This window comes from Duganella zoogloeoides (genome assembly GCF_034479515.1).
Lineage (GTDB): Bacteria > Pseudomonadota > Gammaproteobacteria > Burkholderiales > Burkholderiaceae_D > Rugamonas > Rugamonas zoogloeoides.
On sequence record NZ_CP140152.1, the window covers coordinates 911,354 to 927,475 of the forward strand.

At 63.2% G+C, this 16,122-nt stretch carries 11 protein-coding genes; 4 read left to right on the top strand and 7 right to left on the bottom strand.

The window, feature by feature from the left end; all coding sequences use genetic code 11:
* Nucleotides 1-109: 109 nt before the first annotated feature.
* The 3 genes from SR858_RS04020 to phaP form a co-directional block, all read right to left on the bottom strand.
* Complete coding sequence (locus tag SR858_RS04020) at nt 110-1,924, bottom strand: ABC transporter ATP-binding protein (protein WP_019923027.1); 1,815 nt, start codon at nt 1,922-1,924, stop codon at nt 110-112.
* A complete protein-coding gene (locus tag SR858_RS04025) occupies nt 1,914-3,668 on the bottom strand; it encodes an ABC transporter ATP-binding protein (protein WP_019923026.1) in 1,755 nt (584 codons plus the stop codon). The genes SR858_RS04020 and SR858_RS04025 overlap by 11 nt, the downstream gene beginning before the upstream one ends.
* Nucleotides 3,669-4,010: 342 nt before the next feature.
* The gene (gene phaP / locus SR858_RS04030) at nt 4,011-4,922 is read right to left on the bottom strand and encodes a phasin family protein (protein ID WP_019923025.1); all 912 of its coding nucleotides are present in this window, start codon (nt 4,920-4,922) and stop codon (nt 4,011-4,013) included.
* Nucleotides 4,923-5,205: 283 nt separating this feature from the next.
* On the opposite strand from phaP, the gene SR858_RS04035 reads away from it, so the two are divergent.
* From SR858_RS04035 to SR858_RS04045, 3 genes are all read left to right on the top strand, one after another.
* On the top strand, nt 5,206-6,480 hold the full coding sequence (locus SR858_RS04035; protein ID WP_019923024.1) for an amidohydrolase family protein: 1,275 nt from the start codon (nt 5,206-5,208) through the stop codon (nt 6,478-6,480).
* An 81-nt stretch (nt 6,481-6,561) separates the two neighbouring features.
* Nucleotides 6,562-7,083 (top strand): GNAT family N-acetyltransferase, encoded by a 522-nt coding sequence (locus tag SR858_RS04040; RefSeq protein ID WP_019923023.1) that lies wholly within the window; start codon nt 6,562-6,564, stop codon nt 7,081-7,083.
* Nucleotides 7,080-7,589 carry a GNAT family N-acetyltransferase gene (locus SR858_RS04045; RefSeq protein WP_019923022.1) on the top strand — a complete coding sequence of 170 codons (510 nt, stop codon included), beginning with the start codon at nt 7,080-7,082 and terminating at the stop codon, nt 7,587-7,589. The genes SR858_RS04040 and SR858_RS04045 overlap by 4 nt, the downstream gene beginning before the upstream one ends.
* 55 nt (nt 7,590-7,644) lie before the next feature.
* Here the strand turns inward: SR858_RS04045 and wbaP are convergent, their stop codons facing one another.
* The 4 genes from wbaP to SR858_RS04065 form a co-directional block, all read right to left on the bottom strand.
* A complete protein-coding gene (gene wbaP / locus SR858_RS04050; protein WP_019923021.1) occupies nt 7,645-9,105 on the bottom strand; it encodes an undecaprenyl-phosphate galactose phosphotransferase WbaP in 1,461 nt (486 codons plus the stop codon).
* Nucleotides 9,106-9,362: 257 nt separating this feature from the next.
* On the bottom strand, nt 9,363-9,725 hold the full coding sequence (locus SR858_RS04055) for a diacylglycerol kinase (protein WP_084670047.1): 363 nt from the start codon (nt 9,723-9,725) through the stop codon (nt 9,363-9,365).
* Nucleotides 9,726-9,816: 91 nt separating this feature from the next.
* On the bottom strand, nt 9,817-10,095 hold the full coding sequence (locus SR858_RS04060; RefSeq protein WP_084670046.1) for a hypothetical protein: 279 nt from the start codon (nt 10,093-10,095) through the stop codon (nt 9,817-9,819).
* Between the two features lie 193 nt (nt 10,096-10,288).
* Nucleotides 10,289-12,916, bottom strand: coding sequence for an MGH1-like glycoside hydrolase domain-containing protein (locus SR858_RS04065; protein WP_322534436.1), 2,628 nt, complete (start codon nt 12,914-12,916; stop codon nt 10,289-10,291).
* Nucleotides 12,917-13,262: 346 nt separating this feature from the next.
* Between SR858_RS04065 and SR858_RS04070 the strand changes: the two genes are divergently transcribed.
* Entirely contained in the window at nt 13,263-16,007 is a 2,745-nt protein-coding gene (locus tag SR858_RS04070) for a TonB-dependent receptor (RefSeq protein WP_019923019.1), read from the top strand.
* The last annotated feature ends 115 nt before the right edge of the window (nt 16,008-16,122 follow it).

Here is a 16,122-nt window from a genome sequence, read left to right on the forward strand (position 1 = left end):
TTAGCGAAATCAATTATAGGCGTATTGCAATCGAGAAATCAGCGTCCATCGCGCATTTGTGCGCGCAAAGACACACTATGGCGACGGCGCGCAACAGGTGGGCAGGTGCTCAACTGGTACTCAGTTGCTGCAGCAGGTACAGGCGCTGGTACAGGCCACCCTCGATCTGCATCAGCGCCTCGTGCGGGCCGGTCTCGGTGATGCGGCCGTGGTTGAGCACGATGATTCGATCGGCGTCGCGGATGGTGGACAGGCGATGGGCAATCGCGATCACCGTCACCTTGCCGCGCAATTCGTCGAGCGCCAGCTGCACCACCTGCTCGGTCTGCGAATCGATGTGCGACGTCGCTTCGTCGAGCAGCAGGATGCGCGGCTGGCCGGCCAGCGCGCGGGCGATGGCGATCAGCTGTTTCTGGCCCACGGCCAGGCGCGAGCCGCCTTCGCCCAGTTCGGTGTCGTAGCCGCGGTCGAGCGCCATGATGAAGTCGTGCGCGTGCGCGGCCCGCGCCGCCGTCTCGATCTGCGCCTGCGTGAGGCCGCGCCCCATGTCGATATTGTCGCGCGCGGACGCCGCCAGCAGGAACGGATCCTGCGGCACCAGGCCCACTTCGGCGCGGAAGCGTTCGTTGTCGATGTCGTCGAGCGCCACGCCGTGCAAGGTGATGCTGCCGTGCGGCGCGGGATAAAAGCGCAGCAGCAGCGAGAGCAGGGTGGACTTGCCGCTACCGGTATGGCCCACGATGCCGATGAAGGCGCCAGCGGGAATTTCCAGCGACAGGTCGTGCAGCACCGGCTGGCCCGGGTTGTAGGCGAAGTCCAGGTGGCGAATCGCCACCGCTGGCTGCGGCCCCGACGAGCTTTGGTCGGCAGCGGCAGCCTGGCCGATGGCGGCAGCAGTGTGTTCCTTGGCTTCCGCTTCGTCGAGCAGCGTGGCCACGCGCGCGCTGGCGACTACGGCCTGCTGCAACTGGCTGAACTGCATGGTGATCTGGATCAGCGGTTCGATCACGCGCGCCAGGTAGCTGATGAACGCATACAGCACGCCGACCTCGGTGGCGGTCATCTGGCGCTGGCCGAACACGAAGATGACGACCGCCAGCAGGATCACGTTGAACAGGTCGAGCGCGGGCCGCAGCAGCCAGGCGTTGGCGCGCAGCTCGGCCTGGCGCGCCGTGTAGTGGGCCTGGTTGGTGGCGGCAAAGCGGGCGCCGAAGCGCTGCTGCGCATTGTTCGCCTGCAGTACGCTCATGCCGCCGATCGACTCGGCCATCTGGCCGTTGATGTCGCTGCGCAGCGCGCGGGCGCGGGTGACGGCTGGCGCGCTCCAGCGCTGGTAAAGGAACACGATGACCAGCACCGCCGGCAGCAGCGCCAGCACCATGCCCATCAGGCGCACGTCGAGCCAGGCCATGGCGGCTATCGTCCCCACCAGCACGATGGTGCTGTCGAGGATCACGAACAGCACCTGGATATACAGGTTTTTCACCGCCTCGGTATCGTTGGTCACGCGCGAGACCAGCTGGCCGGTGATGGCGCGGTCAAAAAACGACATCGGCAGCAGCAGCACGTGGGTATACACCATTTCGCGCAGGCGCATCACCGAGCGCATGGCCAGGCCGGACAGGCGCACCAGTTGCAGGTAGCGCAGGCCGCTGGCGATCCAGCCGGACAGCAGCAGGCCGGCCAGCAGCAGGGCCATGCGCGGCCAGTCCAGGTGGTGCGGCAGCAGGTGTTCGTCGATCAGCGCCTTGCCCATGATGGGGCCCATCACTTCGAACAGCGCGGCCAACATCAGCCACAGCACGGCCCAGCCCAGATGGTGCTGGTCGGGGCGGGCGGCGCGCCGCAGGAGCGAGAAGGCCTGGCGTGTCTGGGCGCCGATCGAGGTGGTGTCGGGTGTGGTCAGCATGGAATCAGGCGGCATCGAGGGAAGCCTCCAGTTGTTGGTAGCGCCACTGGCTGGCATACCAGCCGTCCTGCGCCAGCAGTTGTTCGTGGCTGCCGGACTCGCTGATGCGGCCATCGCGCAGCACCAGGATCAGGTCGGCATTGACCACCGCGCTCAGGCGGTGGCTGGCAATGACTGCGCTGCGGCCGGCGCGCGCCTGGCGCAGTTCTTCCAGGTGTTCGAGGATGCGCGTCTCGGTGCCGGTATCGACCGCCGACAAGGCGTCATCGAGCAGCAGCAGGTCGTTATCGGCCAGCAGCGCGCGGGCAATCGCCACGCGCTGGCGCTGGCCGCCGGAAAGCGTGATGCCTTTTTCGCCCACCTCGGTCTCGTAGCCCTGCGCAAATTTCAGGATGTCGTCGTGCACCGCCGCCAGGTTGGCCGCATGTTCCACCTGGGCGCGCGTGGCCTGCGGGCGTGCCAGCGCGATATTGTCGGCGATCGAGGCCGAAAACAGGAACGACTCCTGCGGCACCCAGCTGATACCGGCGCGCAGCGTGTGCAGCGTGTATTGGTCGAGCGCGTGGCCGCTCCAGGTCACCGTACCTGCCTGCGGCGTGAGCTGGCGCATCAGCACCCGCAGCAGCGTGGACTTGCCGCTGCCGGTGGGGCCCACCAGGCCCAGGGTCTGGCCCTGGGCCAGCGTGAGCGAGATGTCCTGCAACGCGGCCACCGACTGGTCGGCATACGCATAGCGCACGTGATCGAGCACCAGCGCGCCGGGGGCGATGGTGGTCAGGGTGCCATGATCGTCGATGGCCAGCGGCGCAGCGAGCATCGGTTGCAGGCGCTGCCAGGCGGCGCGTCCGCGTTCGATCAGCGACAGCACCCAGCCGGCGGCGAACATCGGCCAGATCAACTGGCCCAGATACATGGTAAACGCGGTGAGCGAACCGATGGTGAGCTGGTCGTGCCACACCAGGTAACCGCCCAGGCCCAGCGTGAGCGTGCTGGCGGCAGCCAATGTGAGGCCCACGGCCGGTTCGTACGCCGCTTCCCACACCTGCGCGCGCAGGCTGGCGTCCGATGCGCGCTGCGCCAGTTCGGAGAACTGCTTTGCGCTGCGCTGTTCCAGGCCCAGCGCGCGCAGCGTGCGCACGCCCGACAGGGTTTCCTGTACATGGTCGTTCAGGTCCGAGAAGCGCTTGAGCGAATCGGTGGACGCGGTGTGGATGTGGCCCGAGATGTACCAGAACGCCCACGCCATCAGCGGGAACGGCAGCAGCGCGATGCAGGCCAGGCGCCAGTCCACGCCGAGCAGCATCACGCCCAGCACCATCACCAGCGTGAGCGCGCCGTCGAAGCCGGCCAGCATCGCTTCGCCGGCCACCATTTCGATGGCGTCAATATCGTTGGTGGCCAGCGCCATCAGGTCGCCGGTGCGCTGGCGCTGGTAAAAGGCGGAGCCCTGTTCGGATAAACGGGCGTACAGGCGCGTGCGCAGCGACACGCCGAGTTTATAGGCAGCGCCGAACAGCAACTGGCGCCATGCCACGCGCAGGAAATAAATCGCCAGGCCGATCAATAGCAGCGAACCGATTTCCAGCAGCAGGGCGTCGCCGGACAGGGTGTGGGCGGCCAGCCCGTCGATCATGGCGCCGACCTTGCGCGGCACCCAGATACTGAGCGCGGCCACGCCCGCCAGCATCAGGCCGGACAGGGCATAGGCGCGCTTGTGCTGGCGGATGAAACCGCCCAGCAGCGCGGAGAGAGTTGACATGTTGCCTCGGTAGCGTTGGGGCTGGCAGCGTACTGCCAGCGCGTAGTCCGCTAGGATACAGCAAGGCAAGCGATCGGGTGGGCGCACGGTCCGAATCGGGATCCGGCGCAGCCCGTTCAGGAGGCCGTTGAGGACCCGTTCGGGACCGTTCGGGAACCCAGGCGGGACCCCAATCGGGAACGCTTCCGGGACCGTTTTGGAACCCAATCGGGAACCCGTTGGGAACCTCTTCGAGGCGCTGTCGCGGCAACGTTCGGGAGCCCGGGGGGCATCCGAACGGCGCGGCGCCAGAGGGAGGGGGGAGGCTTGGCGGGCAGTGATTGCCGGTGGTGCTGACTGCTTTTACTTCTTGTGTTTACCGGCAGGCGCGTCGGCGGACTTGGCTTTTGGCGCGATGGTTTTCAGCTTGGAAGTCTTGGTGTCGACGGCCAGCGCGATCGGCTTGGCGGCCGGGAATGCCGGTTTCACTGCTGCGGATGGCGCGGTATCGGCGGCCGGTTTGAGCGCCGGCTGGATGGCTTCCGGCGCGGTGGGGGCGACGGTAGCGGCCAGCGGCTGCGGCGCCAGTTGCGCCGGGGTGTCCGCGACGGCGGGCCCTGCATCCGAATGCACCGCTGCCGACACGGCTGCCTGGATCGTGGTGGCAGGTGGCGCCGGCTCCTCGGTCACGGCGGCGGTCGTTGGTGCCGCTGCAGGTTCCGCTGCAGGTGCCGCTGCAGGTTCCGCATTAGGGGCTGCGACCGGTGCCGCCGCCCGCGCCGGGGCAGGTTCTGCTGCGGGCAGTACTGCTGCGGTCTCGGTGGGCGTAGCCGCCTGCACTGCCGCGGCCACTGGTGCTGCCGCTGTTTTAGCAACTTCGGCCACTGGCGCTGCTGCTGTTTTAGCCGCCTCGGCCACTGGTGCCACCCAAGGTGCGGCCAGTTGCGGCAAGGTAGTGCCTTGGGTGCTCTTGATCAGCTCGGCCTGGGCGCCGCTGGCGATGGCAAACAGTTCGCGGCTATAGGCCAGCAGGCTGTCGATGCCGGTCGGGGTCTCGCGGCTGGCGCTGAACAGTTCCTTGGCGTCCTTAATGTCCAGCAGCTTTTTGGCGGCGGCGGACGATTTTTCCACCGACGCCTTGGTCGTGTTGATATGCAGCGCAATCAGCTTTTCCGCGCTGTCGACCGCGGTGTGGGCCAGGCTGTTAAAGATCTGGAACTGGGCTTCCAGTTGCGATTTGGTAACGGCGGAAAACTGTTCGGTAATCGAAGACATGGTTTCTCCTGGCGGCGGGTCTGTTGCGATGCAATATTGGAACATTCTAGCCATGAACACCGGGCTTGAAAAGTTATTTTTTGTGCTATGGGGATAAAGGGCGCAATAAGAGTGCTGCAAGAGTGCCATATGGAAAAATGCGGTGTCCAGACTTATTGTGGCACATTTGATCTATCGCAAATTTAAGTCAGAAATATCGGCTGTCGATTACCGCGACGCAACAATTAGTGCAAATCGTTGAAACTGTCTACAATCAATGTCATCAATTACTGAGGGGTGGTTCATGGATGTGGTCATACGTAACGCCAACCTTGCCGACGGCCAAACCGGCGTCGATATCGCCATCGAACACGGCCGCATTGCTGCCATCGGCCATGCCCTGGCCGTCACTGCCGGGCGCGAGATCGATGCCGGCGGCGACCTGGTCAGCGCGCCGTTCGTCGATGCCCATTTCCACATGGACGCCACGCTCAGCTATGGCCTGCCGCGCGTCAACGCCTCCGGCACGCTGCTCGAGGGCATTGCGCTGTGGGGCGAACTGAAACCCGAGCTGACCCAGCAGGCCCTGGTCGAGCGCGCCTTGCAGTATTGCGACTGGGCGGTGGCGCGCGGCCTGCTGGCGATCCGCTCGCACGTGGACGTCTGCGACGACCGCCTGCTGGCGGTCGAGGCGCTGCTCGACGTCAAGCGCCGGGTGGCGCCGTACCTGGACCTGCAACTGGTGGCGTTTCCGCAGGACGGCGTGCTGCGCAGTCCTACCGCGTTCGCCAACCTCAAGCGGGCGATTGCCATGGGCGTCGATGTGGTGGGCGGCATTCCGCACTTCGAGCGCACCATGGCCGACGGCGCCGAGTCGGTGCGCCTGCTGTGCGAATTTGCCGCCGACAAAGGTTTGCGGGTGGACATGCACTGCGACGAGTCGGACGACCCGCTGTCGCGCCACATCGAGACGCTGGCGTACCACAGCCACCGGCTCGGTTTGCATGGCCGCGTGACCGGCTCGCACCTGACCTCGATGCACTCGATGGACAATTATTACGTCAGCAAGCTGCTGCCGCTGATCCGCGAGGGCGGGGTGGCGGCGATTGCCAATCCGCTCATCAACATCACCCTGCAAGGCCGTCATGACAGCTACCCCAAGCGGCGCGGCATGACGCGGGTGCCGGAAATGCTGGCGGCCGGCATCGACGTCGCCTTCGGCCACGACTGCGTGATGGACCCGTGGTACAGCCTGGGCTCGGGCGACATGCTGGAAGTGGCGCACATGGGCTTGCACGTGGCGCAGATGACGGGACAGGACGCCATGCGCGCCTGCTTCACGGCGGTGACCGACACCCCGGCCCGCATCCTCGGCCTGGACGGCTACGGCGTGGCGGTGGGTTGCCATGCCGACCTGGTATTGCTCGACGCGGCCAACCCGGTGGAAGCGCTGCGCCTGCGCGCGGCGCGCCGGCTGGTGATGCGGCGCGGCGAAATCGTGGCCGAGTCGCCGCGCGCCCAGGCGCGCCTGCACCTGGCGGGACGGCCAGACGGCGTCGATTTCCGCCTCGGCCGCTAGGCGGGCGGGAGCTGTGGCGCGCTGGACTTGCCAGCGGAAATCCATGACAATCAGACACCGACGCCATCGCATGGAGCTGTCTTGAAAGAAATCGCGATCCGCCCCGCCACGGAAGCCGACTTCGGCGCCATGTGGGCTATCTTCCAGGAATTGATCGCCACCGGCGACACCTATTATTTTGCCGCCGACACCAGCCGCGACGATTGCCACGCCTACTGGTTCGGTCCCGGCATCGAAAGCTTTGTGGCCGAACTCAACGGCGACCGCCTGCTCGGCATGTACCGCCTTACCGCCAACCAGCGCGACCGTGGCGCCCACGTGGCCAACGCCTCGTTCATGGTGGGGCCGGCGGCGCAGGGCGTGGGAGTGGGCACCATGCTGGGCCGCGACTGCCTGGCGCGGGCGCGCCAGCACGGCTACCTTGCGATGCAATTCAACTACGTGGTCAGTTCCAACGTCGCCGCCGTGCTGCTGTGGAAAAAGCTGGGCTTTGCCATCGTCGGCACGCTGCCGCGCGCCTATTACCACCAGTATCTGGGCTATGTCGATGTGTACGTGATGTACCAGTTACTGGAAGATCCCTCGCACTGGCCCGACGCATGATGATCCTGGAGACGGCGCGCCTGCGCCTGCGCACCATCACGGCCGATGACGCCCCATTTTATTATGAGCTGGTCAACGATCCCACCTGGCTCGAATTCATCGGCGACAAGGGCATACGCAGCGTCGAGCAGGCCCGCGCCGCGATCATTGACGGTCCGGTGGCGATGCAGGCGCGGCATGGCCACTCGCTGTACGTGATGGAGCGCAAGCAAGACTGCAGGGCGCTCGGTCTGTGCGGGCTGATCCGGCGCGATTTCCTGCCCGATGTCGATATCGGCTACGCCATCCGGCCTGAGCATTTTGGCCAGGGCTATACGTTTGAAGCGGCGCAGGCGGTGCTGCAACTGGCGCGCGGACCGCTCGGCATCACCCGCGTGCTGGGGCTGACCGCGCCGGGCAACATTAACTCGATCCGGCTGTTAAACAAGCTTGGATTGCGGTTTCAGGAAATAAAGTTATTACCGCCGGGAGATCGGCCGACGAATATTTATGCGATTGATTTTTGAGACGGGAAAATGCCGAACTGCGGCAAAAGTCCCGCCTCTGTCTTTGCCAGGCCGGTTAGTAAGCGCCGTCTTTCACCAGCAGTACCTTGACGGTACGGATAAGTATCACCAGGTCGGTAAATAGCGACCAGTTTTTGACATACCATGCATCCAGGTTGACCCGGGTTTCATAGCTGACGTCATTGCGCCCACTGATTTGCCACAGACCCGTAATACCCGGGCGAGCTTCAAGATAATAGATGACCTGGTCACCATAGCGCTCCAGCTCAGCCTGGATTACAGGGCGTGGGCCCACCAAGCTCATCTGACCTTTGAAGACGTTCCACAGTTGCGGCAGTTCGTCGAGGCTGGTTTTGCGCAGGAAGCGGCCGATCTTGGTGACACGTGGATCGTTCTTCAGCTTGAAGTCGCGTTCCCATTCTTCACGGGCGGCAGCATCGTTTGCCAACAATTCTTTCAGCAAGACATCGGCGTTTACCGCCATGGTGCGGAATTTATAGCATGGGAAAGGCACGCCGTTCTGGCCAATGCGCATGTGGCCGAAGAACACACCACCACCACCACCCAGTTTTACCTGGAGCGCCACCCACAGGAACAACGGGGACGTCATGGCCAGCAGGATGCCCGAGCAGATTACGTCGAACGCGCGCTTGAGCATTTGCGGACCGCGCTGTGCCAGGTTGTTGCGCATGCCCAGCACCATAATGTCGTGCGCAAAAAAATGGTTGATCGACATGCCGTGCAGGGGCAGGCCGCGCAACGATGGTACGATTTGCAGGTTCGGGCAGTCGCGGTTCAGTTGCTGGATCAGCGTTTGCGACGATTCCATCCCACCCTGGTCCAGCGCCAGCACCACGTGCGGCGAGCCGAGCTGCTTCAGAGTGATGTCGCTTTGCGCCCCCAGATGCAGACAAGGCACCGAGCGTCCACGGCGATCGTGGTACTGGGTGGAGGTGGGGGCGCTGCCCGGCAGGTCCAGGAAGGCGATCAAGTGGTATCCCATCAGGCGTTCGGCTTCGAATACGCGCGCGGTTTCGCGGGCGTTGGCGCCGGTGCCGACGATGACCATCGGGCGGCTCCAGCTGCCGCTGCGCAGCATGCTGAATTTCAGGGTTGCGCGCATGGTCAGCAGCAGCACCGGCGCCAGCGTCCATTGCACCAATGGCAACACGCGAGCCATATCCCAGCCGCTGAAAAACGCCAGGGCTACCTGTGCCAGGAACAAGCCTGCGCACGCGTGCAGCATTTCGCGCACTTCGCGGGCATAGGGCTTGCGCTTGTTGTAGTGGCCTTGATTCCAGAAAATCACCAGCGCCAGCGGGACCAGGACCAGCGATGCCAGCATGCCTTCGGCATTGCTGACAGCGCTCGAGCCGGTTGCGATCAGCAAGGCATGGGCAATGACGGTGGTCAGGACCAATGCCAGAACGTCGCTGCCAAGCAGCAGGCTACGTTCGGCGATTTTACTGGCATGCCATGCTTTGCTTGGCAAAAGGAATGCATCAATCGGCTTCATGCGTCGCGGCTCCGTGCGAAAAAGAAATTGACGCCGGAATCGGCGACATGTGCGCAGATTGCACGCGGCAAGCTACGACGGCATGAGCCGCTGGTGTGTGGAATCACGGTATCAAATACGATCATGTGATCGCTTCATTGTGTTGTTGAAAAGAGAATTTAAACGTTAACGCATTGTACTAGTCGGTGGCACTCTCTGCAATTTCGCTCATGTAACATTCCATATTTGCTAAGCGAGCGATGTTGCGACGCAACACGTCAATATTGCACAAGAAATGTTTCACATAAAAAACATGCAAATAAGGCAACTCCAGTGACACTGAGCAGCAATACGGCACCTGCTGCACAGTCTTTGGCCAGGCCGATGGCGGGATGGGGGGCGGGATGCAAATGGTCGAGCGCATGCTCGAGCGCGCTATTGAACAACTCAGCAGCTAGTACCAGGCCACAATTGAGCAACAGCAGGGCCCACCACACGGGGGCAGGTCGCAGCCATAGCAGGGTGATGATGACACCCACGGCGGCGACAGATTGTTGGCGCATACTCATTTCGGTGCGCCATGCACTGACGATGCCATGCCACGCAAACCCGAGGCGCCTGTAGAAGGGCTGGTTTTTCATGGGGGAGAACAAGAAAACTGCGGCCGGCCCAAGGGCCGGCCGCAGTGCACGATCATTACCGCACCACGTGGCACGGTAGCAAACGCAATAATTAACGAGCGTGGTGGCTGGTTGCGTGGTGGGTGGTGCCGGAGGTCGAATCCGAAGCAGCAGCGCCAACAGCTGCTACGGCTGCGCCGATAGCAACCAGGGCGCCGGTGCTCAGGCCAGCTGCGGCGCCAACGCCGGCAGCAGTACCAGCGCCAGCACCGGCACCAGCGCCAGCAGCGCCGGTCGTGGTGGTGCCAGCAGCTGGAGCAGGTGCGGTTTGAGCGAAAGCTTGGCCAGCGGCGAATGCCAGAACTGCGGCGGTGATAGCGATTTTTTTCATGTTGGTCCTCTGAGGTAAGTAAAGAGACATCTTGACTACGATAACCATTGTACCGGCTTTTGTTTATCAATCAATTGGATATCAAAAATAATTTCTAAATTGCAAGTGATTATTGATAACCTTGCGTTGTTTTTGCATCGATTGTGATATTGGCGCGACAAGATTGAGCGCATCGGCGTGCGTTTAGGGCTGGTCATTTATCGGAGTCAAGGCCGTTTCGGCGCGTGATGGTATCACCGAACTCGCTTGCCTGAGGCTCTGGACGAAAAACGGGGATGATGCGCACCCCGTGCAGATCGACATGGTTGGACGCCCCTTGGGCGCCGCCGGCATCGCCATAAGTACTATTGCTCTTTAAGTAACTCATATTGTAAAAATCGCGCAACTCGATCCGGTAGTTGCCCGGCTTCAGGTTGGCGTGCAGTGGAGTCGAGTATGACGGCCCCGCGCTTTCCGGCGAGTGTGGCATTTGCACCACGCCACCTGCTACCTGGCGTCCCGCCGCATCCGTCACCGCCAGCCATTTCACGCCGCCGCTGATGCCCAGGTTGATCTGGTGTGCGGTATTGCGATACAGAATTTGCAGCGCATAGTCGCCGCCGCGTGCGATACGGATGTTGCGCACGCTAAAAGTGTCGGCGGGGGCGCCCCAGTGGGGAATGCGGCCGGTCCTGGTCTCGGCGCGGCGGTTCGACCGCACGCGGGCGTCGCCGGCGCCGATGGTCTGGCCGGCTTGCACGCACGCCGGTGCGCTATGGTGGCTGCGGTTGCCCGAGCTTGTGTACATCGCTTCCACCGCATAGCAGGCGTTGCCGGCCTTGCCCGGTGAGCGGTCGGTCCAGGTGCTGGCGCTCAAGCCTTGCGCGACCGGTTGGCCGTTGCGGTAAATGTTGTACACCACGCCCTGGGGGGCGCCGGGATAGGCGATACGTACCGTAGCGGCGCCCCTGGCATCCTGTGCCAGCGTGGCGCGCGGCTCGAACGGCGCATACAGCGCGGGATCGACGTGGTATGGCTGGCCGTCCACGCGGCGGATCGCCTGCTGGCCGGGCAGCAGTGCGCCCAGGCGGATCTCGACCAGGTTGTCGTCCGCCAGCGCCGACCAGTCCAGTGCCGCACCGGCCTGCTGGCCGTTCACGGTGATGCGGTCGATGGCGTAGTAGCCATGCCGGCCCACAGGGGCCGTGGCGAGCGGTGGCAGCAGCAGCTTGACCTGCAGGCGTTTGCCGCGCAGTTGCAGGTTGTTCAGGGTGGCGGTATCGCTGGCGCCGAACGCTTCGCGCCGCAGCTTGGCCGTCACGAACGGCCGCAGGGCGAGGCCGGTGTCGGTGGTATGCACGCCGAAGATCTCGCCCACCACCATGCCCAGGTAGCCGCCGATCGACCACAGCATCTGGCGCGAATTGACCACCGGTCCGCTCATGTCCGCTTGCGCCTGCTTGTCGGCCAGCAGCGGTTCGCCCGACAGCCATTCGAAGTTTTCCATGTTCGACAGGTTGAGGGCGGCGCCGCGCAGCAAGGTGTCGTAGGCGGCATCGGCCACGGCTACATTGCCGGTCATGGCGGCGGCCCGCAGGCCGTGCGCCGTGACGAACGGCCACATGGCGCGGTTGTGATATACCGCCACGCCCGGCTGCTGCGGGAAGATCACGGGCGCACCGAGCGGTCCGTGCGGGTAATGGGCCAGGATGCTTTGCGCCTGCGCGGGGTCGGCGATGCCGTGGATGATGGCCAGCGACTGGCCCAGCCAGTCGTACTTGTAGAGCGCCGCACCGTCGAAGTGGCCGGCGGTCAGGCTGCTGTACATGCCGGCGTCAGCCTGCCAGAAGCGGCGGTTGATGGCTGCCTTGAGGTCGGCCGCCCAGCCGGTGTAGCGCGCCGCCAGGGTGGACTCGCCCTGTTCGCGCGCCAGCTTGGCGGCCAGGGTCAGCGCCTGGTAATGGGCGACGTTGGTGGACAGCGCCTTGGCGGTGGCCATGCTGGCCAGGTCGCCGGGGATCCAGGCGGCATAGCTTTGCTCGCGCCAGTCGAGGAACGATTGCTCGCCGTTGTACAAGCCGTCCACCGGATCGAAGGCGGCAAGGCGGTCGTTCTCCAGCGTGTTGCGCAGGGCTTTCAGTGCCGTGACGGCAAATGTCTGGCGCTCGGCGGGCGGCAGCGCCTTCAAGGCTTCAGCAGCGCCGAAGGCCCAGCTCATGCGGTCGGTGCTCACCGGCCAGCTGCCGCCGCTGCCCGTATCCTGGACGATTTGCAGGCCGTCGGCCGTGCCTGCTACTTCGGGGCCGGGCGTGACGCCGGCGCGGTAGCCGGCCAGTTTGAATGCGAGCGAGTTGCGCACCCGTTGCGGGTCGAGCATGGCGAGCGACAACGCGGCGGCGTACGACAGGTCGCGGGTCCACACGTAATGCCACAGCTCACCGGTCTTGAAACAGTCGCAGGCGATCGGCTGGCCGCCGTTGTAGCTGCCGTCCTGGATCTGGCTGACCGCATCGCGCCGCATTTCCACGCCTGCCAGCGCAAACAGCGCATCGAACCCGAGATTGCCAGTGCGGACGGTGGGGAGTTGTGCGGTTTCCGCGTAGCCGGTTTCCTGCTTGCCATCAAGGGCCTCGCCCTGGCGTACGCGCTGGGTGGTCGCTTGCGTGTAGTTGCGCAGGAAAGCGCCGGCGTCGGGCGTGGCATAGCGCACGGTGTTCTGCTGGCCATCCCAGGTGGGGTAGTGCACCGTGGTGCTGGCCGGGGTTTGCGCCATGGCGGGCAGGATCAGCGCCATGGGGAGCGCGGCGACGAGCGCCCGCAGTTGCAACTGTCTGGTGTGCATGAAGTTCTCCGTTGCCGTTCGTAGTCGTACTACACGGCGATTTTTTAGGGAAGGCAGTTTTCTGGCATTTGCTTTCAGAAATGGATGGTTTTTGCGAGAAAACTGTAGTTCTGCTACATATACTTTGCTAGGCTATTGTAGCTGAAATACAACGAGAACCGCGTAATCCCCGGCTGAGCCCTGCAGGGCGCCACTGGTAAAGTGTAGTTGGCGGGAAGTTCAATTGACATTGAATCTAGTTTTAGTACAAAATTCCTTCCGGAACGTCTTTAGAACGTTATTTTCTTGGTTCTCATGTAGTAATTGACTACAGAGAAATTATTAGTGTCGTGTAGAGGGGACATCAATGAGTATCTTCGCCAACAAGCGCAGCACAGCTGCCTTCCAACTCAATCCGGTCGCAGCGGGGTGCGCGTTGTTTGTCGCCGCCTTCGCCATGCCGGCTTTCGCCCAGAACGCGCCAGCCGAGGACGCCCCTGCGGCGGCCCAGGCGCCGATCGCATCCGTGGTCGTGTCGGGCATCCGTCGCGGTATCGAGGACGCCATCTCGGTCAAAAAGGATGCCAATTCCATCGTTGAGGCGATCTCCGCCGAAGACATCGGCAAGTTGCCCGACGTCAGCATCGCCGAGTCGATTTCACGCCTGCCTGGCCTGTCGGCCCAGCGCGTGGCCGGTCGTGCCCAGGTGATCAGCGTACGTGGCCTGTCGCCGGACTTTGCCACCACCCTGTTGAACGGCCGCGAGCAAGTCTCGACCGGCGACAACCGCAGCGTCGAGTTCGACCAGTATCCGTCGGAACTGATGGCGGGCGTGACCGTCTATAAAACCCCGGACGCCGGCCTGGTCGGCCAGGGCTTGTCGGGTACCATCGACATGCAGACCGTGCGTCCGCTGGCGTTTTCCGGCCGCACTGTGGCACTCAACGCCCGCGGCGAGAAAAATTCGCTGGGCAAGATCGGTAACGCCAAGGATACCGGCACCCGTTTCTCGGCCAGTTACATCGACCAGTTTGCCGACCGCACCATCGGTGTCGCGCTGGGATACGCCCGCCTGGAAACCCCGATCCTGTCGAACGAGACCGGCCTGTACGAGCCCTGGAAGCGCGATACGCGCACCGGTCTGCCGGCCGGCACCTTCGCTTCGGATGGCATCAAGGCCGTGGCCCGCAGCGGGCGCAATGAGCGTGACGGCCTGATGGGCGTGCTGCAATACCGTCCGAACAAGCAGTGGACCAGCATCATCGATGTGTACGCGTCGCGCTTCAAGGCTGAAGAGACCGCCAACCAGCTGGAAATCTCCCTGTCACAGTCGGAGTCGAACTATAACCCGGTCACGGTCAACAACGGCACCATCGCTGGTGGCACGCTCAACAACGTGCGGCCGCTGGTGCGTGGCATGTACAACAAGCGCAAGGACGACATTCGCGCCTTTGGCTGGAGCAACGAGTACAAGTCGAGCGACTGGACCATCTTCGGCGATATCAACTACTCCAAGGCCAAGCGTAACGAAACCGGCCTGGAAAACAATCTGCAGTACAGCAATGGCGGCGCGTCGGCCATCCTGGACAAGGTCAACCTTGCTTACGGCAACGGCGGTTACTCGCAACTGACCCCAAGCCTCGACTACAGCAATTCGAACAACCTGTACGTGGGTAATACCATCTACGGCTCCGGCTACGGCAAGGTGCCGAGCGTGGAAGACGAGCTGAAAGGCGCCAAGCTGACGGCCAATGTACGCGCGTCGGGCGAGCTGGAAAAAGCATTCTCGAGCTTCGACTTCGGCGTCAATTACGCCGACCGCAGCAAGAGCAAGACCCAGGCCGAAGGCGCCATCGACCTGGTTGGCGGCGCGGTGGCCGTGCCGGGCAACCTGCAATACGGCGCAGTTGACCTCGGCTTCGCCGGCGCCGGTTCGATCCCGAGCTGGAACGTGCCAGGCTTCGTCAGCCAGTACATGTCGTTCCGTCCGAGCGCGGACCTGACCTACCTGATTCCGAAAGCGTGGACCGTCAACGAGAAGGTCGTCACGACGTTTGCCAAGGCCAATATCGAGGCGGAACTGTCGCCAGCGGTGAGCCTGCGCGGCAACATCGGCGTGCAGATGCAGAACACCAAGCAGTCGTCGGACTCGCGCTACCTGGACAACAGCAAGCCTGCCGGTAACCAGATCCAGCCGATCCACGATGGCAAGAGCTACACCGACATCCTGCCGAGCATGAACCTGGCCTTCGGTTTCGACGGGCAGCAGACCGTGCGCGTGGCCCTGGCCAAGCAACTGGCGCGCCCGCGCGTGGACCAGCTGCGCTCGGCACTGGAAATCAACGTCGACACCACCAAGGGCGAGCCAAACGGCAGCGGCGGCAATGCGCAACTCGATCCATGGCGCGCCAAGGCGTTCGACATTTCGTACGAAAAGTACTTCGACAAGAAGGCCTATTTCGCGGCAGCGGCGTTCTTCAAGAAACTCGATACGTACATCTTTAACCAGACCCGTCGCACCGATTTCTCGAATTATTTCCCGGCCGACTTCTTGATGACCAACGGGCTGCCGCTGCGCTCGCGCATTGGTGACTACAGCGCTGCCTACAACGGTAATGGCGGGATCCTGAAGGGTGTGGAACTGTCGGGCTCGATGCCGCTGAACATGCTGACCAAGACCCTCGACGGTTTCGGTGTGTCGGCCAGCGCCACCTATACCGACAGCAAGATCACCATCGAAGATCCAAGCGGCAGCATCGGCAACAACATTCCACTGCCGGGCCTGTCCAAGCGCACGACCAACCTGACCGCCTACTACGAGAAGAATGGTTTCGAAACTCGCGTGAGCCAGCGTCGTCGTTCCGACTTCGTTGGCGAGATCGGCAACTTCTCCAACGACCGCGCGCTGCGCTATGTTGTCGGTGAAAACATCGTCGACTTCCAGATCGGCTATACCTTCAACACCGGTGCGATGAAGGGTGTGGGCCTGGTGCTGCAAGTGAACAACCTGCGCAATGCCGCCTACGAAACCTATAACGGCGACCGTGCCCAGCAGTTGGAATATGCGAAGTATGGTCGTACCGTGATCGCGGGCATGAACTACAAGTTCTAAGCTGCTGTCTCCGCAGTGTATTTGGACCTCCGCCGGGAAACCGGCGGAGGTTTTTTTATGGTGCGCCCCTCCGACACCTCATTCCACTCAGGGAGCCGGTCGGTTATGCCGGTCG

What these genes read in the sequence shown, in the direction of transcription:
- SR858_RS04035 (WP_019923024.1), top strand. Translation starts at nt 5,206, where the DNA reads ATGGATGTGGTCATACGTAACGCCAACCTTGCCGACGGCCAAACCGGC.
- SR858_RS04055 (WP_084670047.1), bottom strand. Translation starts at nt 9,725, where the DNA reads ATGAAAAACCAGCCCTTCTACAGGCGCCTCGGGTTTGCGTGGCATGGC.
- SR858_RS04045 (WP_019923022.1), top strand. Translation starts at nt 7,080, where the DNA reads ATGATGATCCTGGAGACGGCGCGCCTGCGCCTGCGCACCATCACGGCC.
- SR858_RS04070 (WP_019923019.1), top strand. Translation starts at nt 13,263, where the DNA reads ATGAGTATCTTCGCCAACAAGCGCAGCACAGCTGCCTTCCAACTCAAT.
- phaP (WP_019923025.1), bottom strand. Translation starts at nt 4,922, where the DNA reads ATGTCTTCGATTACCGAACAGTTTTCCGCCGTTACCAAATCGCAACTG.
- SR858_RS04065 (WP_322534436.1), bottom strand. Translation starts at nt 12,916, where the DNA reads ATGCACACCAGACAGTTGCAACTGCGGGCGCTCGTCGCCGCGCTCCCC.
- SR858_RS04020 (WP_019923027.1), bottom strand. Translation starts at nt 1,924, where the DNA reads ATGCCGCCTGATTCCATGCTGACCACACCCGACACCACCTCGATCGGC.
- wbaP (WP_019923021.1), bottom strand. Translation starts at nt 9,105, where the DNA reads ATGAAGCCGATTGATGCATTCCTTTTGCCAAGCAAAGCATGGCATGCC.
- SR858_RS04025 (WP_019923026.1), bottom strand. Translation starts at nt 3,668, where the DNA reads ATGTCAACTCTCTCCGCGCTGCTGGGCGGTTTCATCCGCCAGCACAAG.
- SR858_RS04060 (WP_084670046.1), bottom strand. Translation starts at nt 10,095, where the DNA reads ATGAAAAAAATCGCTATCACCGCCGCAGTTCTGGCATTCGCCGCTGGC.